At 67.2% G+C, this 23,009-nt stretch carries 16 protein-coding genes, 1 tRNA gene and 3 pseudogenes; 5 read left to right on the top strand and 15 right to left on the bottom strand.

Annotated features, from left to right (window positions below; all coding sequences use genetic code 11):
* Positions 1 to 105: 105 nt before the first annotated feature.
* Positions 106 to 1,191 carry a ribonuclease D gene (rnd, locus tag E4A48_RS10295; protein ID WP_039006765.1) on the top strand — a complete coding sequence of 362 codons (1,086 nt, stop codon included), beginning with the start codon at positions 106 to 108 and terminating at the stop codon, positions 1,189 to 1,191.
* Positions 1,192 to 1,500: 309 nt separating this feature from the next.
* Here the strand turns inward: rnd and E4A48_RS10300 are convergent, their stop codons facing one another.
* Positions 1,501 to 1,905, bottom strand: a complete 405-nt coding sequence (locus tag E4A48_RS10300) for an H-NS histone family protein (RefSeq protein WP_039006767.1) — start codon at positions 1,903 to 1,905, stop codon at positions 1,501 to 1,503.
* A gap of 287 nt (positions 1,906 to 2,192) precedes the next feature.
* Between E4A48_RS10300 and E4A48_RS10305 the strand changes: the two genes are divergently transcribed.
* Positions 2,193 to 2,268, top strand: a tRNA-Ala gene (locus E4A48_RS10305).
* Positions 2,269 to 2,465: 197 nt separating this feature from the next.
* Here the strand turns inward: E4A48_RS10305 and E4A48_RS20560 are convergent.
* The 7 genes and pseudogenes from E4A48_RS20560 to E4A48_RS10325 form a co-directional block, all read right to left on the bottom strand.
* Positions 2,466 to 2,627 (bottom strand): hypothetical protein, encoded by a 162-nt coding sequence (locus tag E4A48_RS20560; protein WP_185910642.1) that lies wholly within the window; start codon positions 2,625 to 2,627, stop codon positions 2,466 to 2,468.
* A 92-nt stretch (positions 2,628 to 2,719) separates the two neighbouring features.
* Entirely contained in the window at positions 2,720 to 3,241 is a 522-nt protein-coding gene (locus E4A48_RS10310) for a chemotaxis protein CheW (protein ID WP_039006769.1), read from the bottom strand.
* Positions 3,242 to 3,252: 11 nt separating this feature from the next.
* Positions 3,253 to 4,242 (bottom strand): annotated as a pseudogene (locus E4A48_RS21575) (methyl-accepting chemotaxis protein); the annotation flags it as partial.
* A 153-nt stretch (positions 4,243 to 4,395) separates the two neighbouring features.
* Positions 4,396 to 4,929: pseudogene (locus tag E4A48_RS21580) on the bottom strand (CHASE3 domain-containing protein); the annotation flags it as partial.
* Between the two features lie 79 nt (positions 4,930 to 5,008).
* The gene (locus E4A48_RS10320; RefSeq protein ID WP_142742370.1) at positions 5,009 to 6,676 is read right to left on the bottom strand and encodes a methyl-accepting chemotaxis protein; all 1,668 of its coding nucleotides are present in this window, start codon (positions 6,674 to 6,676) and stop codon (positions 5,009 to 5,011) included.
* A gap of 477 nt (positions 6,677 to 7,153) precedes the next feature.
* A complete protein-coding gene (locus E4A48_RS21720; RefSeq protein WP_458296316.1) occupies positions 7,154 to 7,738 on the bottom strand; it encodes an Lhr family helicase in 585 nt (194 codons plus the stop codon).
* A 3-nt stretch (positions 7,739 to 7,741) separates the two neighbouring features.
* A pseudogene (locus tag E4A48_RS10325) lies at positions 7,742 to 10,949 on the bottom strand (DEAD/DEAH box helicase); the annotation flags it as partial.
* On the opposite strand from E4A48_RS10325, the gene E4A48_RS10330 reads away from it, so the two are divergent.
* The 3 genes from E4A48_RS10330 (at position 10,935) to E4A48_RS10340 (ending at position 13,356) form a co-directional block, all read left to right on the top strand.
* Positions 10,935 to 11,411, top strand: coding sequence for a hypothetical protein (locus tag E4A48_RS10330; protein WP_142742371.1), 477 nt, complete (start codon positions 10,935 to 10,937; stop codon positions 11,409 to 11,411). The pseudogene E4A48_RS10325 and the gene E4A48_RS10330 sit on opposite strands and share 15 nt — an antisense overlap.
* A gap of 134 nt (positions 11,412 to 11,545) precedes the next feature.
* Positions 11,546 to 11,863: a DUF3175 domain-containing protein gene (locus E4A48_RS10335; protein WP_039006777.1), complete on the top strand. Its 318-nt coding sequence runs from the start codon at positions 11,546 to 11,548 to the stop codon at positions 11,861 to 11,863.
* Positions 11,864 to 11,982: 119 nt separating this feature from the next.
* Complete coding sequence (locus E4A48_RS10340) at positions 11,983 to 13,356, top strand: sensor domain-containing phosphodiesterase (protein WP_142742372.1); 1,374 nt, start codon at positions 11,983 to 11,985, stop codon at positions 13,354 to 13,356.
* 245 nt (positions 13,357 to 13,601) lie between these two features.
* Here E4A48_RS10340 and pnp read toward each other — a convergent pair whose 3' ends face one another.
* The 7 genes from pnp to rimP form a co-directional block, all read right to left on the bottom strand.
* Complete coding sequence (pnp, locus tag E4A48_RS10345; protein ID WP_058196354.1) at positions 13,602 to 15,710, bottom strand: polyribonucleotide nucleotidyltransferase; 2,109 nt, start codon at positions 15,708 to 15,710, stop codon at positions 13,602 to 13,604.
* A 164-nt stretch (positions 15,711 to 15,874) separates the two neighbouring features.
* Positions 15,875 to 16,135 carry a 30S ribosomal protein S15 gene (gene rpsO, locus E4A48_RS10350; RefSeq protein ID WP_003467392.1) on the bottom strand — a complete coding sequence of 87 codons (261 nt, stop codon included), beginning with the start codon at positions 16,133 to 16,135 and terminating at the stop codon, positions 15,875 to 15,877.
* A gap of 215 nt (positions 16,136 to 16,350) precedes the next feature.
* Positions 16,351 to 17,277, bottom strand: a complete 927-nt coding sequence (gene truB / locus E4A48_RS10355) for a tRNA pseudouridine(55) synthase TruB (RefSeq protein WP_039006784.1) — start codon at positions 17,275 to 17,277, stop codon at positions 16,351 to 16,353.
* A gap of 136 nt (positions 17,278 to 17,413) precedes the next feature.
* A complete protein-coding gene (gene rbfA / locus E4A48_RS10360) occupies positions 17,414 to 17,815 on the bottom strand; it encodes a 30S ribosome-binding factor RbfA (RefSeq protein WP_058196353.1) in 402 nt (133 codons plus the stop codon).
* A gap of 117 nt (positions 17,816 to 17,932) precedes the next feature.
* On the bottom strand, positions 17,933 to 20,641 hold the full coding sequence (gene infB / locus E4A48_RS10365) for a translation initiation factor IF-2 (RefSeq protein ID WP_142742373.1): 2,709 nt from the start codon (positions 20,639 to 20,641) through the stop codon (positions 17,933 to 17,935).
* A gap of 92 nt (positions 20,642 to 20,733) precedes the next feature.
* Entirely contained in the window at positions 20,734 to 22,245 is a 1,512-nt protein-coding gene (nusA, locus tag E4A48_RS10370) for a transcription termination factor NusA (protein WP_039006787.1), read from the bottom strand.
* Positions 22,242 to 22,868 carry a ribosome maturation factor RimP gene (gene rimP, locus E4A48_RS10375; RefSeq protein ID WP_039006788.1) on the bottom strand — a complete coding sequence of 209 codons (627 nt, stop codon included), beginning with the start codon at positions 22,866 to 22,868 and terminating at the stop codon, positions 22,242 to 22,244. The genes nusA and rimP overlap by 4 nt, the downstream gene beginning before the upstream one ends.
* Positions 22,869 to 23,009 lie beyond the last annotated feature (141 nt).

Below are 23,009 nucleotides of genomic sequence, written 5' to 3' on the forward strand. Positions count from 1 at the left end.
CATTGGCCTCCCGATGGCATCCGCGCATCGCGTCCGTGCGGCCGGCGGGCCGACGTTAGGCTATTCTCGCCTGCCTGAGCAAACCCTGCATTCGACGGAAACCACGTGCCCTATTGGATCAAGCAACCCGCCGAGCTGGCCGAACGGCTGGCGCAGCGCCCGGCCAGGATCGGCCTGGATACCGAATTCGTCCGCGAACGCACCTACTGGCCGCAATTGGCACTGGTGCAGATGGCGGTGGCCGACGAGATCCTGCTGATCGATCCGCTGATCCCCGGCATGCCGCAAGCGCTGGCGCCGTGGCTGTCGGACCCGGCCATCCTCAAGGTCATGCACAGCGCCAGCGAAGACCTGGTCGCGTTCAAGTGTGCCTGCGGCGCGCTGCCACGGCCCCTGTTCGACACCCAGATCGGCGCCGGCCTGGCCGGCATCGGCGCCGGCATGGGCTACCAGAAGCTGGTCCAGGAAATCACCGGCGTGCACCTGGCCAAGGGCGAGACCCGCTCGGACTGGCTGCGCCGTCCGCTGTCGCCTGCGCAGCTGGACTACGCCGCCGACGACGTGCGCCACCTGTTCGCGATCCACGACGCATTGCAGGAACGGCTGCAAACGCTGGACCGCAGCGCCTGGCTGCACGAAGACGGCGAGCGCCTGCTCGGCACCGTGGAGCACGACGAAGGAGAGCGCTGGCCGCATCTGGGCATGCGCTCGGCGCAGTTCATGGATCCGCCGGCGCAGCAGCGCCTGCTGCGCCTGCTGCGCTGGCGCGACGTGCAAGCACGGCACAGCGACAAGCCGCGCAGCTGGATCCTGGACAACGAACTGGCCGCCACCCTGGCGCGCTTCCCTCCCGGCGACCGCCACGCGCTGCAGGCGATGCTGGACAAGCACCCCAAAGCGCCGCGCAAGCTCGGCGACGCGCTGTGGCAGGCGCTGACCACGCCGCTGGCCGACGAAGCGGACGCGCCGTTGGCGCTGGCCGCCAGCGACGACAACAAGGCCGCCTTGAAGCGACTGCAGGACGCGGTATCCGCACGCAGCGCCGAACTCGGCCTGGCCGACGGCCTGCTCGCTTCGCGCAAGCACCTGGAAGCCCTGCTGGAAGGCGGCCAATGGCCGCAGCCGCTGGCCGGCTGGCGCCGGCGCGAACTGGAAGCGACGCTGCAGCCGCTGCTGGGCAGCGCGGGCTAGGACAGCATCGGCGCAAGCGTCAGCAAGCGAAGCGTTGTGGGCGACTTCAGTCGCGACGGCTTTACTGGTAGAACACGTCGCAACTGAAGTCGCGACCGCAGGGTCGCCAGCGCACGGACGAAAAGCACCTGGCAATCGCAACGTATTCTCCGGCGCCAGGCCGCCCAGGCAAGCAGGTCCTGGCGCTGCGCGCCATGCTCCGGCATGCCGGACGCAATCCGTTCATCCATGGCGAAGCGAGGCCAGCGCCATACTGTTTAAAAACCATCGGGGATAAAAAGGCCAGGAAACCTGGCCTTTTTCGACCGATCAGTATTTGACCAGCGGGAACTTCAGGTCCGGGTTGCGCGCCTTCCATTCGTTGTAGGCGGCGGTCCCTTCCCAGGCGGCGAACGCCTTCGGGGTGCGGCCGCGGCCGGACCAGGTCTCGCCGGTGTGCGGCAGCTGGTACTTCGGCTTGACCTCGCTGCGGCCGCCGGAGGACTTGGCGCTGGCCGGCTTCGGCGCCGCACTGGTCACGTAGGCAGCGATCTCGTTGCGCTGCTTGGCGCTGAAGAACTCGGCGAACTGCTCCAGCAGCGACAGGATGTTGGCATGCGCGGCGCTGGTCTCGCCTTCGCGCGCCTGCTTCTCCTGCTCTTCCAGCTTGCGAATTTCTTCGTGCAGCTTGGCCTTGGCTTCGGCGATTTGTTGCAAGTTGCGAACTTCCGTCATTTTTCAAAGACCCGTGGATAAAAGATTTGGAACGGACGGAATATTTCATCCGGAACGACGAAATCGTCTGGCGAGGATTTCGGCCTCCTATTATATCGACTCTGTCCGCTGGCTGCCCGAATGCGCGTGCGTATTCCTGTCTTCACATGGAGCCGGCGCGGCTTGCGCCTACGGATGCGCTGCGCAAGCCGCGCTGCGCGCGGCGCGTCGGGACTGCCTCGCCGCCACAGATCCACCGCCCCTCTTGGCACGCATGCCATGGGCCAGTTAGACTATGCGTCTGATGTGGGGCGGTAGCTCAGCTGGGAGAGCGTCGCGTTCGCAATGCGAAGGTCGAGGGTTCGATCCCCTTCCGCTCCACCACTTGTTCAGACAAAAGCCCCGGAGGCAACTCCGGGGCTTTTTTGTGGCTGCATTCCGGCGCCGGCACACATAGGACACGCCCCTACCGCGATGGCATTGCGCGGCGGTTGGCGCTGCGCGGTTCAGTTGCTGATCTGCTGCGCACGGGGCAGCGGCGCCGCGCTCGCCATCGCTGTGAACGGCAGGCGACGGCAGCTTCAGCCGGTGTGTTCGCCGGAACTGGGGCCGCGCTCGTGCGCCTGGCGCAGTTTCTCGTCCTCCAGTCCCTGCCGTTGCTTGGCGGTGTCGTCCTGGGCGCGGTCCTGCTGACCTTCGCGGATGCCTTGTTCGTCGCTGTGCTGTTTGTCCTGGTTCGGCATGTACGGACCTCGCTGTGGCGGGCGGATGCCCTACCGCCACGACACTAGCCGGTCCAACGTGATGCGCGTATCACGGCGACAGCGCAGAACGCTCAGGCGGCCAACGCGGCCGCAGGCGCGTGGGCATGGACGTCGCCGTCGATCGCCAGCACACGCGTGCGCTCCAGAAGGATCACCAGCCGACCGTCCAACTTTCCCACGCCCTGCATCAGTTCGTCGCCGATGCCGCAACCGAACGACGGTGCCGCCTCGATCTGCTGCGGCGAAATATCCAGCACCTCGCTGACCGCGTCGACCAGCAACCCGAACGCCTGATCGGCGCCTTCGCGTTCCAGCGTCACGATCACCACGCAACTGCGCCGGGTGACCTCGTTGGACGCGCGGCCGAGCCGCCGTTGCAGATCCACGATCGGCACCACCGCGCCACGCAGGTTGATCACCCCGCGCACGCACGCAGGCATGGACGGGACCGGCGTGGGCGCACGGTACTCGATGATTTCCTTGATGCCCACGATGCTCAGGCCGAACAACTCCTGGCCCAGCTGGAAGGTCAGGAACTGCAATGGGCCATGATCGGGCTCTTGCGCCGAAGCACCAAACGTCGCGTTCTGCATCAGCTCATCCTCTAGAAATTGACGAATTGCGCTTCGTCCGGGGATTCGACCATCGCATAGGCGGCAGGCAAAGGCCGCGCACGTGCGGCCTTACCTGCCGCCGCCCGCGCCGGCCGCACCACGCCCGTGCGTGGCCGCTCGACGCCGCGCGGCGGCAACGTCTCCTGGCCGCGGTTCAAGCGGAAGAACGCCATTGCATGCTGCAGCGACTCGGCCTGCGAGCTCATTTGCTCGGCGGTCGCCGCCAGCTGCTCGGAGGCAGTGGCGTTCTGCTGCGTGGTCTGGCTCAGCTGCGACACCGCAAGATTGATCTGGTTCACGCCGGAGGACTGCTCCTGCGACGCGGCGGCGATCTCCTGCACCAGGTCGGAGGTCTTCTTGATACTGGGCACGATGGTCTCCAGCAGGTTGCCTGCGCGGTCCGCCAGGCCCACGCTGTTGGCCGCCACCTCGCCGATTTCCTGCGCGGCCACCTGGCTGCGCTCGGCCAGCTTGCGCACTTCCGCGGCGACCACCGCAAAGCCCTTGCCATGCTCGCCGGCACGCGCGGCCTCGATCGCCGCGTTCAGCGCCAGCAGGTTGGTCTGGTAGGCGATGTCGTCGATGATGCCGATCTTCTGCGCGATCTGCTTCATCGCATGGGTGGAGGCCAGCACCGCGGCGCCGCCTTCGACGGCGTCCTTGGCCGCCTGCGCGGACATGCCCTCGGTGATCCGGGCGTTGTCGGTGTTCTGCCCGATCGAAGCGGTCATTTGCTCCAGCGAGGCGCTGGTCTCCTCCACCCCGGCAGCCTGTTCGCTGGCCGCCTGGCTCAATGCCTGCGCGGTGGCGCTGACCTCCTCCGACGAACCGGCCAGCGACTGCGCGCTGTTGTTGACGTCGCCGACCACCTCCGCCAAGCGGTCGACCATCATTTGCAAGGCCACCATCGCGCTGCTGGTATCGTTGCCGCGGGTCGGCACCTGCACGGTGAGATCGCCCTGCGCGATGCGCGTGGCCACTTCCATCACCATGCCCGGCTCGCCCCCCAGTTCGGTCATCAGCGAGCGCGTGATCAGGAACCCGATCATCACCGCGCACAGCGCCGCGGCCAGGCTGCCGATGATCAAGGTGATGCTGGTGCGCCGCTGCAGTTGCTCGGCCTCGGCCGCACGTGCCGCCAGCAGATCGCTCTCGGCCTGGCGCACTTCGGCCATCTTGTCGCGCATGGCGTCCATGTAGGCCTTGCCCTTGGAAGAGCGCACCGCGGCCGCGAGCGCCTCCATCGTCGCGTCGCCGCCGTTGACGTTGTGGCGCAAGGCGATCTGCGGGTGCACTGCCTGGCCCAGCCACTGCTTCTGCGCCTCCTTCAACGCATTCAGCCGCGTCTGTTGTTTGGCATTGTCAACGGTCAACTCGCGGGCTTTGGTCAGGTGCTGCTCAAAATCGGCCAGGCCGGTCCGGTAGGGCTGCAGGAATTCGTCTTCGCCGGTCAGGGAGAACCCGCGGGTGCCGGTCTCGATGTTGATCAGGCTGGTGAGCGCGCCGTCCACTTCGGCGATCACTTTGTAGGTGTGCGTGTTCCAGTAGTTGGCCTGCGACAACGCGGTGACGTTGTAGTAGGCCACCGCTGCCAGCGCCACGAGAATCAACAGAATGACCGAAAATCCGCCGTAGAGTTTGGTCGATATCTTGGTGTTTTTGATCACGGAATTCTCTCCGAAAGGGGATGCACGTTATGGGGGCAGGGAAGCGTTCGAGCGCCGCGCGGTGTCGCCGCGCGGCGCATCAGGCATGACCCAGCCGCACCTCGCCGCGGTCCGGCTTTGCGCTGCCCGGCCGGCGCGCAGCACTCATCCGATCGCGCACTGCCGGACGCGATCGGGGGTTGCGCGCCGAGCTTTCCGCATCGCCTTCGCGCATCTGTGCGCTGCCGGTGCGCGCAAGCCCGGGCAACTGGAAGAACGCCATGCTGTCCTGCAATTGCATGGCCTGCGAACTCATTGCTTCGGCGGTCGCCGCCAACTCCTCGGAGGCGGTGGCGTTGTGCTGCGTGGTCTGGCTCAACTGCACCACTGCGGCATTGATCTGCGCTACACCGGACGCCTGCTCCTGCGAGGCGGCGGCGATTTCCTGCACCAGATCGGAGGTCTTCTTGATGCTGGGCACGATGGTTTCCAGCAGGCGTCCGGCCTTCTCCGCCAGCTCGACGCTGGAGCCGGCGACCTCGCCGATTTCCTGCGCGGCGATCTGGCTGCGCTCGGCCAGCTTGCGCACTTCCGCGGCGACCACGGCGAAGCCTTTGCCATGCTCGCCGGCGCGCGCCGCCTCGATCGCCGCATTCAGCGCCAGCAGATTGGTCTGGTAGGCGATGTCGTCGATGATGCCGATCTTCTGCGCGATCTGCTTCATCGCCGCCACGGTGGCCACCACGGCTTCGCCGCCCTCCAGCGTTTCCCTGGCAGCCTGCGCCGCCATGCCGTCGGTGATGCGTGCGTTGTCGGTGTTCTGCCCGATCGAGGCGGTCATCTGCTCCAGCGAGGCGCTGGTCTCCTCGACCCCGGCCGCCTGCTCGGTCGAGGCCTGGCTCAGCGACTGCGCGGTCGCATTGACTTCCTCCGAAGCGCCGGCCAGGGTCTGCGCGCTGGCGTTGACCTCGCCGACCACCTGCTGCAACTTGCCGACCATGCGCTGCATCGCCAGCAGCAACTGCCCTGCCTCGTCCTTCGACTTGACCTCGATCAGCACGCTCAGGTCGCCCTCGGCCAACGCATTGGCGACATCCACCGCCTTGCCGATCGGCTTGGTCACGCTGCGGCTGATGAAGAAACCCATACCGACCCCGAGCAGCACGCCGCCGACGATGATCGCGGTCAGCATCCTGGCGCTGCTGACATGGATTGCATGGGTTTCGGCGCTTGCCTCGGCGGCGCGGGTTTCCTTGATGGCGGCCAGTTCGCTCATCAGCAGATCAAGTTCGTCGGAAGCGCCGCGCACCTTGCCGGACAGGTCGATGAGTTCCGGGCTGGTATGCTGCAGCGGCTCGCGCGCGACCTTTTCGACGAACCGGCCGCGATGCAGCAGGTAGTCCTTCCACACGCTGTCGAAACGCGCCAGTTTGGCCTTGGACTCCGGGGCGCTGAATGACCCCCGCGCCTTGGCGACGTAATCGACGACGTTGGCGGTGTACTTGTCCAGGCTGGCCAGATGCTTGGCGCGCTCCTCCTGGGTGGAGGACAGCTGCAGGTTGGCGCGCGCACGGCCGGCGTTGATCAGGTTGATGTTGGCTTCCTTGATGTTGGACAGGCCGAGCAACTCGCGCTCGTACAACTGCGTGGCGTAGTCGTTGATGCGCCCGGAATTGCGGATGCCGATCGCGCCTATGCACGCGCCGATGGCCGCCACGATCAGGAACGCGCAGGTCAGCCTGATACCGATTTTCATATTGCCCAACATGATGTTTCCCCGATTGTTTGGTAACGACCGTGTCACCACGACCGGTCTCGATGCTCCTTCCCGTGGCAATCCGCCTGACGTCGTCGGGAATGAACATCAACGTGCGTAAGGCCGCGATGTCCTTGCTGCGGTAGCGCCCGTTGCCTGAACGCTATCGGCGCTCGCCGAAGCCGCCTTTAATCGATGCCTCAATTGCGGAATTCAGCACACAGGCGTGGGCGTGCGGGTATTCGATGAATACGCTCGACAGCCTTTGGAAGAGGCTTTGGAAGCAGCAGGAAACGGCTTGGCGCGTTTTGCGCACATGCTGCACTTGTTCTGTAAACGAATTCGGACCGTGCAGGGCAGCTGCAAAAGCGTGATGCAAACCTAGGCGATCCGTAGACAAAGCGTGAAAACTTTGCCCATGGACAGGGTTTCTCTGCGATCTCTGAATGAAATACGTTACTGAACAGGGAGGCAGGCGAGCATCGCGCCTCAGCGCAGGCCGGCGAGCATGGCTGCGATCTCATTGCGTGTGCCGGATGCAGGCGCTTCGGTCAGTCGCTGCCGTGCCAGCGCGCTGTCGGCAGCGCTCAATTCCTGCAACGGCTCGAAACGCTCGGCGACCCAGGCCGCCACCGGCACGCCGTCGCGGTACAGCACCCGTGCGCCGGGCACGCGCGGCACCCGGCTGCCCGGCAGCACGCTGCCGAGCAGGTTGGCCGGATCGGCGGCAGGCACGCACAGCCAGGCGCCGTCGTGCGGCTGGCGCCGCACCTGGCGCAGCAGGCCGATCGCCTCGGGCAAGGCGAACTGCTCGCCCGACAGGCCACCGATGAAGCGCCCGCCGCGGATCTCGCCACGCGCCTCCCGCCGCTGATAGACGCGCAGCAGTTCGCGCCACGGCGGCAGCCACGACGCTTCGCGTTCGAGCAGACGCCAGCAGATCACGCCGTAGCGACGCAGCAAGGTCCGCGCCAGATGCTCGAGCGCCTCGCTGCGCGCCGAGGCGTCGCCAGCCTCGCTGACGCCGCGCAGCAGCGCCCAGCGCCCCGCATCCTGGATGACGTACAGCGGCACCCGGCGCCGGCGCTGCAACAGCGCCGACGGTCGCTTCGAGGCCGGCACCAACAACGCGCGCAGACCGGCGTAGCTGTCGCAGTGGATGCGGCCTGCGGCCACCAGCTCGGCCAGCGCATCTTCCAGTTCGATGGACAGCAGCCGCGTGGCATCGGCGATCTCGTCGAAGAACGAGGCGCCATGCGTACCCAAGTAATCGACCACTTTCTGCGCGCGCGAGCCTGGCGCACCCGACGCGGCGGCATCCGCGGCCGGCGCCAGCCATGACCATTGCGCGGCACTGCGCCGCGGCAGCAGCAGGATCGGCGTGCTGCGCAGCGAACCGGCGCCGCCGGCATTGACCGCTGCCGGGGGCGTGCGCGTCCACAGCGTGCGCCCGGCGCTGCACAGGTCGTCCAGCCAGGCCAACGCGTAGTCGCGCACCCGCGCCGGCAACAGCTCCGCTTCCCACAGCGCCGCCGGCGCTTCGAAGCCTTCCAGCTGCGCCAGCACGCCGAGCGCGACCAGCGCCTCGTGCATCCCGTCGCGGCTGCGCGGCTGCGGCCAGGCTTCCTCGCGCACGGCGGGATCGCGTCGGGGTCGAGCCGGCTGACGTCATCGGCGCTGTCCGGATCCTGGTAGCGGCGGCTGTGCACAGCCTGGGTGCGGCGCTCTTCCAGCGGCGCATCGTCGAGGAACGCGTACGGCCGCGCGTCCAGCGCCTCGGCCGCGAGCGGCGACGGCGCCGCCAGATCGCGCCAACACACGCACGCTGCCGTCCTCGATGCCGCGCAGCAGTTGCAGCCAGCCGTCGCTGTCCATCGCCTGGTGCAGGCAATCGTGCAGCGTCTGCGCGACCAGCAGGTGTTCGGGAATCTCGCGCTCGCCGACCAGATTCTCCGCACAGGCGACCTGGTCGGGGAACACCGTGGCCAACAGATCTTCCAACTTCATCCGCTGCAGCGGCGGGGCGACCTTGCGCCCGCCGCTGAAGCGCGGCAAGGCCAGCGCGTTGGTGGCATTCCAGCGCCAGCGCACGCCGAACAGCGGCGCGTCCAGCAGCGCCTGCACCAGCAGCTGCAGCGCCGACGACGCATGCAGAGAGCGCGCGACCTCTTCCAGCGCGAAGCTGTGCCGGGTCGACAGCGACAACACGATCACGTCCTCGGTGGCCGCCGCCTGCAGTTCGAAATTGAAGATGCGGCAGATGCGCTTGCGCAAGGCCGGACCCCAGGCGCGATTGATGCGGCTGCCGTACACGCTGTGGATCACCAACTGGGTGCCGCCGCTGGCGTCGAAGAAGCGCTCCAGCACGATGCAAGTTTGCGTGGGCAGCGCGCCCAGCGCAGTGCGTGCGCGGTCCAGATAGTCCAGCAACTGCTGCGCAGCGGCGGCGTCCAGCGCCAGTTCCGCGTGCAGCCAGGCCAGCGCCTGCGCTGTGCCGCCCTGCTCCAGGCACCGCTCCAGCTGCGCGCGCAGCCGCGGCACGCCCACCGACAGTTCGTCGCTGCGCCCCGGCGCCTCGCCTAGCCAGAACGGGATGTTCGGCGGCGCGCCGCGCGCGTCTTCCACCCGCACCCTCCCTGCCTCCACGCGCAGGATGCGATAGCTGGCATTGCCAGGCTGGAACACGTCGCCGCTGAGGCTCTCCACCGCGAAGTCTTCGTTGACCGTACCGATGGTCGCGGCCTGCGGCTCCAGCAACACGCTGTAGTCGCCGGTCTCTGGAATCGTGCCGCCGGAGGTCAGCGCGGCCATGCGCGCGCCGCGGCGCTGGCGCACGCGGCCATGCACTGCGTCGCGATGCAGATAGCCGGCACGCGGACCAAGCCGGATGCTGAAGCCATCGCGCAGCATCCGCAACACCGTGTCGAAACGTTCGCGCGGCAGCGCCGCGTACGGCCAGGCAGCGCGCACCAGCGCGTACAGCGCGTCCTCGTCCCATTCCTGGCACGCCACCTCGGCGACCAGTTGCTGCGCCAGCACGTCCAGCGGCGCGTCGAGGATGCGCAGCGCATCCAGTTCGCCGCGACGCACGCAGTCGAGCAGGGCCGCGCATTCGACCAGGTCGTCGCGCGATTGCGGGAACAGCCGCGCCTTCGGCGTGCCGCCGACGGCGTGGCCGGAACGCCCGGCGCGCTGCGGGAAACTGGCGATCGAACGCGGAGAGCCGAGCTGGTACACCAGGTCCACTTCGCCGATGTCCAGGCCAAGTTCCAGCGATGCGGTGGCGACCAGCACCTGCAACTGGCTGGCCTTGAGCCGCTGCTCGGCGAGCAGCCGCGCCTCGCGCGCCAAGCTGCCGTGGTGCGCCGCCACCATGCCGCTGCCGAGCAGTTCGCCGAGATGCCGCGCGGTGCGTTCGGCCATGCGCCAGGTGTTGACGAACACCAGCGTGGTGCGATGCGCGCGCACCAGTTCGGCCAGGCGCGCATACACCCGCTGCCACTGGTCGTTGGACATGGTCACGCTGAGCGGCGTCGGCGGCAGCTCCAGCGCCAGGTCGCGGGCACGCGCATAGCCGATGTCGACGATCTCGCACTCGGGCTGGCCGGCGTGCACCGCAGCGCTGCCGACCAGAAAGCGCACGACCGCGTCGATCGGCTTTTGCGTCGCCGACAGGCCGATGCGCAGCGGCGGCACCGCGCAAAGCTGCTGCAGGCGCTGCAGCGACAGCGCCAGGTGGCTGCCGCGCTTGTTCGCGGCAAGCGCGTGGATCTCATCGACGATCACCGTGTGCACGTGGCGCGGCGCATCGCGCCCCGACACCGACCCGAGCAGCACGTACAGCGACTCGGGCGTGGTCACCAGCACATGCGGCGGGGCGCCGCCGCGCCTGCGCGCGCGCGCGCTGCGGCGTGTCGCCGGGGCGCACCGCGGTGCGGATCTCCACGTCGGGCAGGCCGAGCGCGGCCAACTCGGCGCGAATGCCGGTCAGCGGCGCCGCGAGATTGAGCAAGATATCGTTCGAAAGCGCTTTCAGCGGCGACACGTATAACACTTGGGTGTGGTCGGCGAGTCCGCCATCGCACAGACCTTCACGCAACAGCGCATCGAGCGCAGCGAGAAACGCGGTCAGGGGCTTGCCGGAGCCGGTGGGCGCCGCCACCAAGGTGTGCCGTCCGGCCTTGATCGCCGGCCACGCAGCCAGTTGCGCCGGCGTCGGCGAGGCAAAACGGCGCTCGAATCAGCGGGCGACGGCAGGATGGAAGCGTGCTTGCACGAACGACATGCGATCTCCTGCGACGCAACGTCGCGATCGAATGCACTGCGGGCGAAAACATGGAATGTCGCGATCGTCCTTGGCACAACAACCGAGTCAGTCACGCACCGAAAACATGGTGACGTTACCAATGCAGATCAAGCAAGCATGCGCGGCGCAGCTGTTTTCAAGGGGTTTTCGGTTAATGATTCAGTGAAGACCACACTGTCTACCACTTACACCAAAATGCGCGGCTATGTTGTCGATGCCGTCACGCCTGCGCATCTAGCGTTAGCGCACTGGACGCAAAATTCGCTTTGGGGAGCCTTGCATGCAGCATGGCAGCATGATCGAACAACTGCGTCGATGCCGACGCAGCAATGCAGTGGTGGCGCCTGCCTGCGCCAGTGCGACGGCATTGCGCAGCACACACCCGGGCCGCGCAGACCATCGCGCGCTGCAGTGTATTGCAGCGTTCTTCACACGCTGTAGCAGTTCGCACCGGCACGGCGTGCACGTTGGCGCATCGTGTTTCCTTTCCCTGAGCCATCCGCCCGCCATCGGCGAGGCGGCGATCCGGCATTGACTTCATCTCCGCATTTTTCACTAGCCAAGGAGCATCAGCAGTGGCAGACAGCAGCTCGAACGTTTCTAACACCCACTGGGTCCAGCCGGTAAACGAAAGCAGCGATGCGCAAGAACTCACGCCCAGCGTGTTCGAACGCGACGACCCGGTGTCCATCGCCCGTTCGCTCAAGCACTCCGCCGACAAGAGCGCACGGCGCCGCACCGGCCCGTATCGTTCGGCGATGTCGATGCTGACGTTCTACATCAATCGCGCCGGCAAGCAGTTGCCGGCGCAGCGGCGCGAAGTGCTGGAGCAGGCCAAGGACGAGCTGCGCATCCTGTACGGCAAACCGCGCAAGGGCGGCACGGCCGGTTGAACGCCGCGCTCGGGCATGCCATGGCGCAGCGTGATGCGCGCTGCAATTCCATGCTCCGCTAGCGCAACTCCGGCGAAATCCGATTGCCCTGCGCCGAACCATCGGCGCATGATCCGGGCATGACCAAGGAATCCGATGTTTCGGACTGGGTCCAGCGCCCTGCCGATACCACTGCCGAGTCCGACCCGGTTGTCTCGACGATGAGCGAGGATGCGCTGCTGCTATCGCGGATCATCCTGGCCCAGGGCGAGATCGCTGCCGCCGGCAGCGATCCGTTGCAGGTGGTCGATGTGGTGACCCGCCGCGCGCAGGAGCTGACCCGCTCCAACGGCGCGGTGGTGGAGATGCGCGACGGCAACGACATGCTGTACTGGTCGGCGAGCGGCAGCGCTGAACAGCATCTGGGCCTGCGCCTGCCCAGCACCTGCAGCCTGTCCGGGCTATGCATGCGCAGCGGCAAGGTGCTGCAGTGCGACGATTCGGAGCAGGACCCGCGGGTCAATCTGGAGGCCTGCCGCAAGGTCGGCCTGCGCTCGATGCTGGTGGTGCCGCTCCGCTATGGCGAGCGCGGCATCGGCGTGCTCAAGGTGATGTCGCCCTACCCCTGCAGCTACACCGCGCAGGACGTGCGCACGCTGGAGATGCTGGCGACCCTGGTCGGCGCGACCCTGGCGCTGGCGATGGACCGCGCCGCGCTGCAGACCGACATCGCGCGCCGCCAGAACGCAGAGAAACACGCGTTCCGCGAGAAGGCGGCGATCGCCACGCGGATCCGCGAGGTCATCGCCAACGAACGCCTGCAGATCGTGACCCAGCCGGTGCTGGCGCTGTCAACGCAACGCATCGTCGGCGTAGAGGCGTTGTCGCGGTTCCCGTCCAATCCCGGCCTGGCACCGTTGCGCTGGTTCGACGACGCGAACAAGGTCGGGCTTGCGCTGGAACTGGAGCTGGCCGCGGCGCGCAAAGCGCTGCCGTTGCTGGCGCAGCTGCCGGCGCCGCTGTACCTGGCGATCAATGTCTCCGCGCAGACCCTGCTGCACCCGCAGCTGGAGGAGTTGCTGCATGGCCACGACCTGTCGCGGGTGGTGCTGGAGATCACCGAGCACTTGCAGGCGCCAGACTACCCGCGCCTGTCCGAGCATATCGGCGCGCTGCAGCGGCAGGGCCTGCGCATCGCGCTGGACGACGCCGGCACCGGCTTCGCCAGCCTGCGCCACCTGCTGCACCTGTCGCCGGACATCATCAAACTGGACCTGACCCTGACCCGCGGCATCGATGCCGAACCGCGGCGCCAGAGGCTGGCGCTGGCGATCCTGTCCTTCGCCGCCGAAACCAACGCCAGCGTGATCGTCGAAGGCATCGAGACCGAGAGCGAATTGTCCACCCTGCAGGCGCTGGGCGCGCGCTACGGCCAAGGCTACCAACTGGCGCATCCGGGGCCGCTGTCGGCGCACCTGGCGCGCTATCCGGCGATCAGCGACGAGGCGGACTGAGCGCGCGACTGGCCTCGCAAAGGCATTTCGACCGAGGTGTTCCAGCTGACGCAGTGTTGTGGGAGCGACTTCAGTCGCGACGGGCATTACCGGCACAGCCACGTGGCGACTGAAGTCGCTCCCACAATGTTCCTCGCCTGCTACGCATCTTGATCGCCGAGCCAACTCGCACACCACGTCCCAGCGCCGCGCATGAAAAAAGCGGGCCGAAGCCCGCTTTCTTTGCAGCAATGGACGCCGACGGCTTATTCGGCCGTCACGCCCTCGCCTTCTTCCACGGCCTTCATCGACAGGCGGATACGGCCCTGCTTGTCGACTTCCAACACCTTGACCTTGACCAGATCGCCTTCCTTCAACACGTCGCTGACCTTTTCCACGCGGTCGCTGGAGATCTGCGACACGTGCACCAGGCCGTCCTTGCCCGGCAGGATGGTGACGAATGCACCGAAGTCCATGATCTTGGCGACCTTGCCTTCGTAGATGCGGCCCGGCTCCACGTCCGAGGTGATCTGCTCGATGCGCGCCTTGGCGGCCTGCGCAGCGATCGCGTTGACCGAGGCGATGATGATGGTGCCGTCGTCCTGGATGTCGATCTGGGTGCCGGTTTCCTTGGTGATCGCCTGGATGGTCGAGCCGCCCTTGCCGATCACTTCGCGGATCTTGTCCGGATGGATCTTGATCGTCAGCAGGCGCGGCGCGTAGTCGCTCAGCTCCGAACGCGGGGTGGTCAGCGCGCTGGCCATCTCGCCGAGAATGTGCAGTCGGCCGGCCTTGGCCTGCGCCAGGGCCTGCTTCATGATCTCTTCGGTGATGCCCTCGATCTTGATGTCCATCTGCAGCGCGGACACGCCTTCGGCGGTACCGGCGACCTTGAAGTCCATGTCGCCCAGGTGATCTTCATCGCCCAGGATGTCCGACAGCACCACGAAGTCCTCGCCTTCCTTGACCAGGCCCATCGCGATACCCGCGACCGGCGCCTTGATCGGCACGCCGGCGTCCATCAGCGCCAGCGAGCTGCCGCACACCGACGCCATCGACGAGGAACCGTTGGACTCGGTGATTTCAGAGACCACGCGGATCGTGTACGGGAACTCTTCCATGCTCGGCATCACCGCCAGCACGCCACGCTTGGCGAGGCGGCCGTGGCCGATCTCGCGACGCTTCGGCGCGCCGAAGCGGCCGCACTCGCCCACCGAGTAGGGGGGGAAGTTGTAATGGAACAGGAAGTTTTCCTTGTACTCGCCGCTGACCGCGTCGATCACCTGGCCGTCGCGGGCGGTGCCCAGCGTGGTGATGACGATCGCCTGGGTCTCGCCGCGGGTGAACAGCGCCGAGCCATGGGTGCGCGGCAGCACGCCGGCCTTGACGCTGATCGGACGCACCGTGTCCAGCGCACGGCCGTCGATGCGCACCTTGGTGCTCAGCACCGAACCGCGCATGGTCTGGTATTCCAGCTCGCCGAATTCTTTGGACAGGTCGGCGACGACCCAGCCTTCGACCGCCGCGCGCGGCGTCAGCTGCGCCAGCACGTCCTTCTTGATCGCCGAGATCGCGTCGCGGCGCTGCAGCTTGTCGCGCACCTGGAAGGCCGAGGCCAGCTGATCGCCGACCGCTTCCTTCAGCGCCGCGATCATGCCTTCGTTCTTCGCCGGGGCGACCCAGTCCGACGGCTTGGTGCCGGCTTCGACGGTCAGCTCGTTGATGATGTTGATGACCTTCTGCATCTCGCGATGGCCGAAGGTGACTGCGCCCAGCATCACGTTTTCGGACAGCAGCGCCGCTTCGGACTCGACCATCAGCACCGCGTTGGCGGTACCGGCCACGACCAGCTCCAGCTGCGAATCCTTCAGCTCGGTGATGGTCGGGTTGAGGATGTACTCGCCGTTCTTGTAACCGACCTTGGCGGCGCCGATCGGGCCGTTGAATGGGGTGCCGGCCAGCGACAGCGCGGCCGAGGCGCCGATCAGCGCGGCGATGTCGCCGTCGATGTCCGGGTTCATCGACATCACCGTGGCGATGATCTGCACTTCGTTCTTGTAGTCCTCCGGGAACAGCGGACGGATCGGACGATCGATCAGACGCGAAATCAGCGTCTCCTTCTCGGTCGCACGACCCTCGCGCTTGAAGAAGCCGCCGGGAATGCGGCCGCCGGCGTAGAACTTCTCCTGATAGTCGACCGTCAGCGGGAAGAAGTCCTGACCTTCGCGCGCGCTCTTGGCGGCGACGGCGGTGACCAGCAGTACGGTGTCGTCCATCTTGACGATGACGGCACCGCCGGCCTGGCGGGCGATCTCGCCGGTTTCGAGGGTGACGGTGTGCTTGCCGTACTGGAAGGTTTTGGTGATTTTTGCCACGGGGTTTCCTTGGATGATGCTGTCTTCGAATGGACCGCTGACGGCCCATGCCGCTGGCGGGTGGCCGGGAGGATCCGGCCGGCGGCGCGGAGCATTCCCCGGGCCACGGTACTACCCAAAACGAAACCGCGGCGCATCACTGCGCCGCGGTAGGGTTCGTTGCCTCAGCGACGCAGGCCGAGCTTCTCGATCAGCGCCTTGTAGCGCTCGCCATCCTTCTTCTTCAGATAGTCGAGCAGGCTGCGGCGGCGGTTGACCATCTGCAGCAGGCCGCGGCGGCTGTGGTGGTCCTTCTTGTGGGTCTTGAAGTGGCCGGTCAGCAGCTCGATGCGCGCGGTCAGCAGGGCGACCTGCACTTCCGGGGAGCCGGTATCGGCGGCGCCGCGCTTGTTTTCTTCGATGACTTTCTGGGTGTCGATGGACATGCTGTGTTTTCTCTGAGATGCGGGGCCGGCAGAAACGTGCTGATGAGACGCACCGCCTGGCTCGCCGATTGCGAAGGATTGCGCCGGAGCGCAGGGTTGCCGTAAAGGCCGCCGAATTGTACCGGCCCCAGCCCGGACGAACAAGGTGTTAACGCCGCGTCACGGCCAGGCCGGCGACATGAAGGCCCGTGCCGGGCCGCGCGGCAGGCCGCGGATCAGAGGTTGAACATGCGCTGCGGCGCCAGCAGCCCGCCAGCATCGACCTGGCCCAGCCCCAGCGGCAGGCCGTCGTCGCCGAACACCGCGACCGCGCCCGGCGCCCAGGCGGCATCGCGCAGGCGCTGGCCCATGCGGAAACGCTGCGCCGCAGCAGGGTCCAGGCGCAACGGCGGGAAGTCGACCAGGCCGGCGGCCAGCGGCAGCAGCAGCGCTTCCAAGGCCTGCGGCTCCTGCGCGGCCAGCTGCTGCAGCCGCTCCAGGGTCACCATCTGCGGTTGCCGGAACGGCTCCACCCACAGGCGCCGCAGCCCGGCGATATGCGCGCCGCAGCCCAGCGCCTCGCCCAGGTCGCGGGCCAGGCTGCGGATATAGGTGCCGGAGCCGCAGGCCACGTGCAGGCGCAGGCGCTCGCCCTCGTGGGCGAGCACGTCGATGGCGTGGACCTCGACGTCGCGCTCCGGCGCCTCGATCGCCTCACCCCGGCGCGCCTTGGCGTACAGCGGCTCGCCACCCTGCTTCAGTGCCGAATAGATCGGCGCGCGCTGGCGGATGCGTCCGCGCAGCGGCGCCAGCGCCGCCTGCAGGGTCGCCGCATCGATCGGCGGCACCGGGCGGGTGCGCAGCACCGCGCCGTCGGCATCGTCGCTGTCGGTGCTCACCCCGAGCACGATCTCGGCTTCATAGGCCTTGGCCGATCCCAGCAGCAGCCCGGCCAGCTTGGTCGCCTCGCCGAAGCATAGCGGCAGCAGGCCGGTGGCCAGCGGATCCAGGCTGCCGGTATGGCCGCCCTTCTCGGCACGGAACAGCCGCCGCGCCGCCTGCAGCGCCGCGTTGGAACTCATGCCGGCCGGCTTGTCTAGCAGCATGATGCCGTCGAGACGGCGGAAGGAAATACGGGGCAGTCGGGGGCCGAAGACGGGCATGGGGGAATCGGGACCGGGGACTCGGGACTCGGGACTCGGAAAAGCCGAATCTGGAATCGGACGGTGAGGCCTGCGCGATGGCGCAGGCCGGACTTGGAAAATGGCTGCAGACGATGCTCCCGCATCGGACAACCGCTCACTCCTTGGACGGAGCCGGCTCGCTGTCGCCGTTATCGTCTTCGGTGTTCTGCAGTTCCGGCATGTCGCGCAGCAGGTTGTCGATGCGCTCGCCGCGATCGACCGAATCGTCGTAGTGGAAATGCAGTTCGGGTACGTGGCGCAGCTTCATCGCCCGCGCCAGCTCGCTGCGCAGTTGCGGCGCCAGCTCTTTCAGGCCCTTGACCGCCTCGACCGAGCGCTCGGGCAGCAACGCGGTAACGAACACCTTGGCATGGGCCAGGTCGCGGGTGACCTCGACGTCGGACACGCTGACCGACGGCAGGCCGTGATCGCGCACGGCCGAATGCACGATCGTGCCCAGGTCGCGGCGGATCTGCGCGGAAACGCGATCGGTACGGTGGAAGGATTTTGTTGCCATGGTCCGGAATCTCTTTGATGCGGGACCGGGGACCGGGGACCGGGGACCGGGAAGAGCAAGAGCGGCTGCTTTTGCTTTTCCCTGGTCCCCGGTCCCCGGTCCCCGGTCCCGGCTACATCACAGTGTGCGCTGCACTTCGATGCGCTCGAAGCACTCGATCTGGTCGCCCGGCTTGACGTCGTTGTAGGCCTTCACGCCGATACCGCACTCGGTGCCGTTGCGCACCTCGTCGACGTTCTCCTTGAAGCGGCGCAGCGATTCCAGCTCGCCTTCGAACACCACGGTGTTGTCGCGCAGCACGCGGATCGGCTTGTTGCGCTTGACCACCCCCTCGATGACCATGCAGCCGGCGACCGCGCCGAACTTGGAGCTGCGGAACACGTCACGCACCTGGGCGGTACCGATGATCTCTTCGCGGATTTCCACGCCGAGCAGACCGGACGCCACCTGCTTCACCTGGTCGATCACGTCGTAGATGATCGAGAAGTAGCGCAGGTCCACGCCGTTGGTTTCGATGATGCGCCGCGCCGAAGCATCCGCACGCACATTGAAGCCGATCACCGTGGCCTTGGAGGCCAGCGCCGAGTTCGCATCGGACTCGGTGATGCCGCCGACGCCGGAGTGGATCACGTTGATGCGGATCTGCTCGTTGGACAGCGCCACCAGCGACTGCTTCAGCGCTTCCACCGAACCCTGCACGTCGGCCTTGATCACCAGGTTCAGCGACAGCTGGCCTTCGCCCTTGCCGAGCTGCGACATGATGTCTTCCATGCGGCTGCCCGCCGAGGACACCAGGCGCGACTCGCGGCGCTTGGCCTCGCGCTGCTGCGCCACGTCCTTGGCCAGGCGCTCGTCGTCGACCACGACGAAGTCGTCGCCGGCATCCGGCACGCCGGACAGACCCAGCACCTGCACCGGAATCGACGGACCCGCCTCGGCAGGCTGGCCGCCGGTCTCGTCGAACAGCGCACGCACGCGGCCGTACTGCACGCCGCACACCAGGTAGTCGCCACGCTTCAGGCTGCCCTGCTGCACCAGCACCGTCGCCACCGGGCCACGGCCCTTGTCCAGCGAGGATTCGATCACCACGCCGCTGGCGCGGCCATCGAACACCGCCTTCAGTTCCAGCACTTCGGCCTGCAGCGAGATCGCGTCGAGCAGCGTGTCGATGCCTGCGCCGGTCTTGGCCGAGACTTCGACAAACTGGGTGTCGCCACCGAATTCTTCGGCGACCACGTCCTGCGAGAGCAGTTCGTTCTTGACCCGCAGCGGATCGGCGCCGGGCTTGTCGATCTTGTTGACCGCCACGATCAGCGGCACGCCGGCCGCCTTGGCGTGCTTGACCGCCTCGATCGTCTGCGGCATCACGCCGTCGTCGGCCGCCACCACCAGCACCACGATATCGGTCAGCTTGGCGCCGCGCGCGCGCATGGAGGTGAAGGCCGCATGGCCCGGGGTATCCAGGAAGCTGATGACGCCGCGATCGGTTTCGACATGGTACGCGCCGATGTGCTGGGTGATGCCGCCGGCTTCGCCCGAGGCGACCTTGGTGCGGCGGATGTAGTCCAGCAGCGAGGTCTTGCCGTGATCGACGTGGCCCATGATGGTGACCACCGGCGGACGCGAGCGCTTCTCGCCCTGCTCGTCCTCGGTATGCGCCAGCAGCGCGTCCTCGGCGTCGGCACTGCCCGCGCGTACCGGCTTGTGGCCGAGCTCTTCGGTGATCAGCGCCGCGGTGTCGTGGTCGATGGACTGGGTGATGGTGGCCATCACGCCCATCTTGAACAGCGCCTTGACCACGTCGCCGCCCTTCAGCGCGAGCTTCTGCGCCAGGTCGGCCACGGTGATGGTCTCGCCGATCGCCACTTCGCGCACCACCGGTGCGGTCGGACGCTCGAAGCCATGCGCGCCGCCGCCGCTGCGCGAGGGCTCGGGCTGGCGGCGACCGCCGCTGTTGCCGCCGCGCGGCTTGCCGCGCACGTTGGAACGGCGCGCGCGATCGGCGGCGGACAGGTGCAACTGGCCGGCGAAGCGGCTGGTGCTGTCGTCGTCCTCGACGCCGGCGACCATCACGTGCGAGCCGCGGGTCTTGTGCTTGTTGCCGGTGTTGTTGCGGTCGTCGCTACGCGGCGCGGCCGGCTTCGGCGGATGGTGCGGCGCGCTGGCCGGACGCGGCGCGCGCGGCGCGGCGGCGGCGGCGGCACCGGTGCCAGCACCGGGATTCGGTGTCGCAGCGGGCGCAGGCGCGGCGGCAGCGGCCGGCGGCGCCGACTCGGCTTCCACGGCAGCCTTGCGCTCGGCTTCCACGCGGTCGCGCGCATCCTGCTCGGCCTGGCGCTTGCGCTGGATTTCCTCGGCGCGCGCACGGTCCTGCTCGGCGAGCTTCTGCTGTTCAGCCAGATTGCGCTGCTTGGAGGCTTCCAGCTTGCGCAGGATCTCGGCGCGCTCGTCATCCACCCGTCCGCCCGAGGACATACCCGCACGCTCGGCAGCCAGATCCTCGGCCGTCTTCACGTAGGTACGCTTCTGCCGGACCTCGACGTTGACCGTGGTCTTGCTGCGACCGGCGCTGACCGTCACTTCCTGCAGCTTGCGCCGGTTCAGGGTGATCTTCTTCGGCGCGGCCGGGGCTTCTTCCTCGACCGGCTTGTCGGTCTTGCCGTGGGTACGGCGCAGGAAGCCGAGCAGCTTCATCTTTTCGGTACTGGTCACGACCTGGTCGGGACCGCTGAACTTCATTCCGGCCTCGGCCAGTTGAACCAGCAGTTTATCGACCGGCGTATTCACCAGTTCGGCCAGCTTGCGGATGGTGGTTTGCTGCGACATTCGGATCCTATGATCTGGTTGGCGCCCCCTCGCGTGCGAAGGTAGCGCGGATTCTAAGCCCTGATCGGTTCAGGGCGGCATTCATCGCTGACTCATTCGCCGCGTTCCAATCGGGCGATCTCCTCGGCACGGGCTGCCAGGATGAGCGCAGCGGCGCGCTCCTGGTCCACATCCTCGATGCCGAATTCAAGAATTTCATCCGCAGCCAGATCCGACAGGTCCTCGCTGGTGCGCACGCCATGGCTGGCAAGCGCGTAGGCGGTGGCCTCGTCCATGCCTTCCAGCGACAGCAGATCCGCCGCCGGCACGCCGCTGTCGTCGCTTTCCTCGGCGGCCAGCGCCTCGTTAAGCAACGCATCGCGCGCGCGGGCCCGCAGCTCCTCGACGATGTCCTCGTCGAAACCTTCCACCGCCAGCAACTCGCCGACCGGCACGTAGGCGATTTCCTCGACCGAGTTGAAGCCCTCGGCGACCAGGATCGCGGAGATTTCCTCGTCCACTTCCAGCTTGTCCATGAACAGCTGGCGGGCGACGGCCTGCTCGGCCTCGGACTTGGCCGCGACCTGCTCGGCGGTCATCACGTTGAGCTGCCAACCGGTCAGGCGGCTGGCCAGGCGCACGTTCTGCCCGCCCTTGCCGATCGCCTGCGCCAACCGATCTTCGGCCACCGCCAGATCCATCGAATGCTTTTCCTCATCGACGATGATCGACTGCACTTCGGCCGGCGCCATCGCGTTGATGACGAAATTGGCCGGGTTGTCGTTCCACAACACGATGTCCACGCGCTCGCCGTTGAGCTCGTTGGACACCGCCTGCACGCGCGAACCGCGCATGCCGATGCAGGCGCCGATCGGATCGGTGCGGGTGTCGTGCGCCAGCACCGCGATCTTGGCGCGGTCGCCCGGATCGCGCGCGCAGGCCTTGATCTCGACCAGGCCCTGGCCCACTTCCGGCACTTCCAGCTTGAACAGCTCGATCATGAATTCCGGCGCGGCGCGGCTGATGAACAGCTGCGGGCCGCGCGGCTCCGAGCGCACTTCGGCCAGATAGCCGCGCACGCGGTCGCCGGCGCGCAGCACGTCGCGCGGGATGCCCTTGTCCTTGGGAATGAAGGCCTCGGCGTTGCCGCCCAGATCGACATAGATGTTGCCGCGCTCGGCGCGCTTGACCACGCCGGTGACCAGCTCGCCGATGCGGTCCTTCCACGCGTCCACCACCTGCTGGCGCTCGGCCTCGCGCACACGCTGCACGATCACCTGCTTGGCGGCCTGCGCGGCGATGCGCCCGAAATCCGGGTTCTCGATCTGCTCTTCGATGTAGTCGCCGACGTCCACGCCCTCGGCTTCGTCGACCGCGTCCATCAGGCGGATCTGTCGGTCCGGCGATTCCATCACCACGTCGTCGGCCACCACTTCCCAGCGGCGGTAGGTTTCGTAATTGCCGTCCTTGTGATCGATGGTGACGCGCGTCAGCACGTCCTGATCGGGGTAGCGCTTCTTCGCCGCCGAGGCCAGGGCGGCCTCGATCGCGTCGAAGATCACTTCGCGCGGCACGCCCTTTTCGTTGGCGACCGCGTCGACTACCAGCAACAGTTCCTTGCTCATTCTTTCGCTCCGCGCGCAGCCTTGTCGGCCGCCGGTTCGTTGGATGGTTTCTTATTGGGTTTTGCGGTCTTGCCGGCCGGCTTGGGAACCTTGCCCGGCGGCTTGGGCGACTTGCCCGGCTTGGTCGGCGCCAGGCCCAGCGCCGCCCAGTCGGGCAGGATCCGCGCCTTGTCGATATTGTCGAAGTCCACCGCCAGTTCGGCGCCGTCGACCTCGAACACGATGCGGCCGGCGTCCACGTCCGCGTGGGCGATGCGCCCCTGCAGGCGCCGGCGACCCTGCTGCGGCAGCTTCAACACCACCTTGGCCGACTCGCCCTGGTGGCGCGCGAACTGCGCGGCGGTGAACAGCAGACGGTCCACGCCGGGCGAGGACACTTCCAGCGTGTAGTTGCCGCTGATCGGATCTTCCACGTCCAACTGCGCCGACACTTCGCGGCTGACCCGCTCGCAATCGTCGATGTTGACGATGCGCTCGGGCTGTTCGGCCAGCGGCACATCGATATACAGGCGCAGCGTGGCGGAGCCTGGGGCCGGCAGGTATTCCGCCCCCAGCAGTTCCAGGCCCAACGCGTCCACGGTCGGGCCCAGCAGATTCGCGATTTCGTTTGCCTTGTCGCTCACAGCCTGCCTTGCATCTGAATGAAGAAAATTCGGTCCTGGCGGTTTTTCCGGACCCCGGAAACGACGAAGGGCCCGTTGGGCCCCTTGTCCGGTACGACTCCGGTCACGCTGGATTCCGGTTGCAAAGACGGGAACATGCAT

The sequence above is a fragment of the Xanthomonas translucens pv. cerealis genome (genome assembly GCF_006838285.1).
Classification (GTDB): domain Bacteria; phylum Pseudomonadota; class Gammaproteobacteria; order Xanthomonadales; family Xanthomonadaceae; genus Xanthomonas_A; species Xanthomonas_A cerealis.

What these genes read in the sequence shown, in the direction of transcription:
- E4A48_RS10300 (WP_039006767.1), bottom strand. Translation starts at nt 1,905, where the DNA reads ATGACGGAAGTTCGCAACTTGCAACAAATCGCCGAAGCCAAGGCCAAG.
- E4A48_RS20560 (WP_185910642.1), bottom strand. Translation starts at nt 2,627, where the DNA reads ATGCCGAACCAGGACAAACAGCACAGCGACGAACAAGGCATCCGCGAA.
- E4A48_RS10310 (WP_039006769.1), bottom strand. Translation starts at nt 3,241, where the DNA reads ATGCAGAACGCGACGTTTGGTGCTTCGGCGCAAGAGCCCGATCATGGC.
- E4A48_RS10320 (WP_142742370.1), bottom strand. Translation starts at nt 6,676, where the DNA reads ATGTTGGGCAATATGAAAATCGGTATCAGGCTGACCTGCGCGTTCCTG.
- E4A48_RS10340 (WP_142742372.1), top strand. Translation starts at nt 11,983, where the DNA reads ATGACCAAGGAATCCGATGTTTCGGACTGGGTCCAGCGCCCTGCCGAT.
- rpsO (WP_003467392.1), bottom strand. Translation starts at nt 16,135, where the DNA reads ATGTCCATCGACACCCAGAAAGTCATCGAAGAAAACAAGCGCGGCGCC.
- truB (WP_039006784.1), bottom strand. Translation starts at nt 17,277, where the DNA reads ATGCCCGTCTTCGGCCCCCGACTGCCCCGTATTTCCTTCCGCCGTCTC.
- rbfA (WP_058196353.1), bottom strand. Translation starts at nt 17,815, where the DNA reads ATGGCAACAAAATCCTTCCACCGTACCGATCGCGTTTCCGCGCAGATC.
- infB (WP_142742373.1), bottom strand. Translation starts at nt 20,641, where the DNA reads ATGTCGCAGCAAACCACCATCCGCAAGCTGGCCGAACTGGTGAATACG.
- nusA (WP_039006787.1), bottom strand. Translation starts at nt 22,245, where the DNA reads ATGAGCAAGGAACTGTTGCTGGTAGTCGACGCGGTCGCCAACGAAAAG.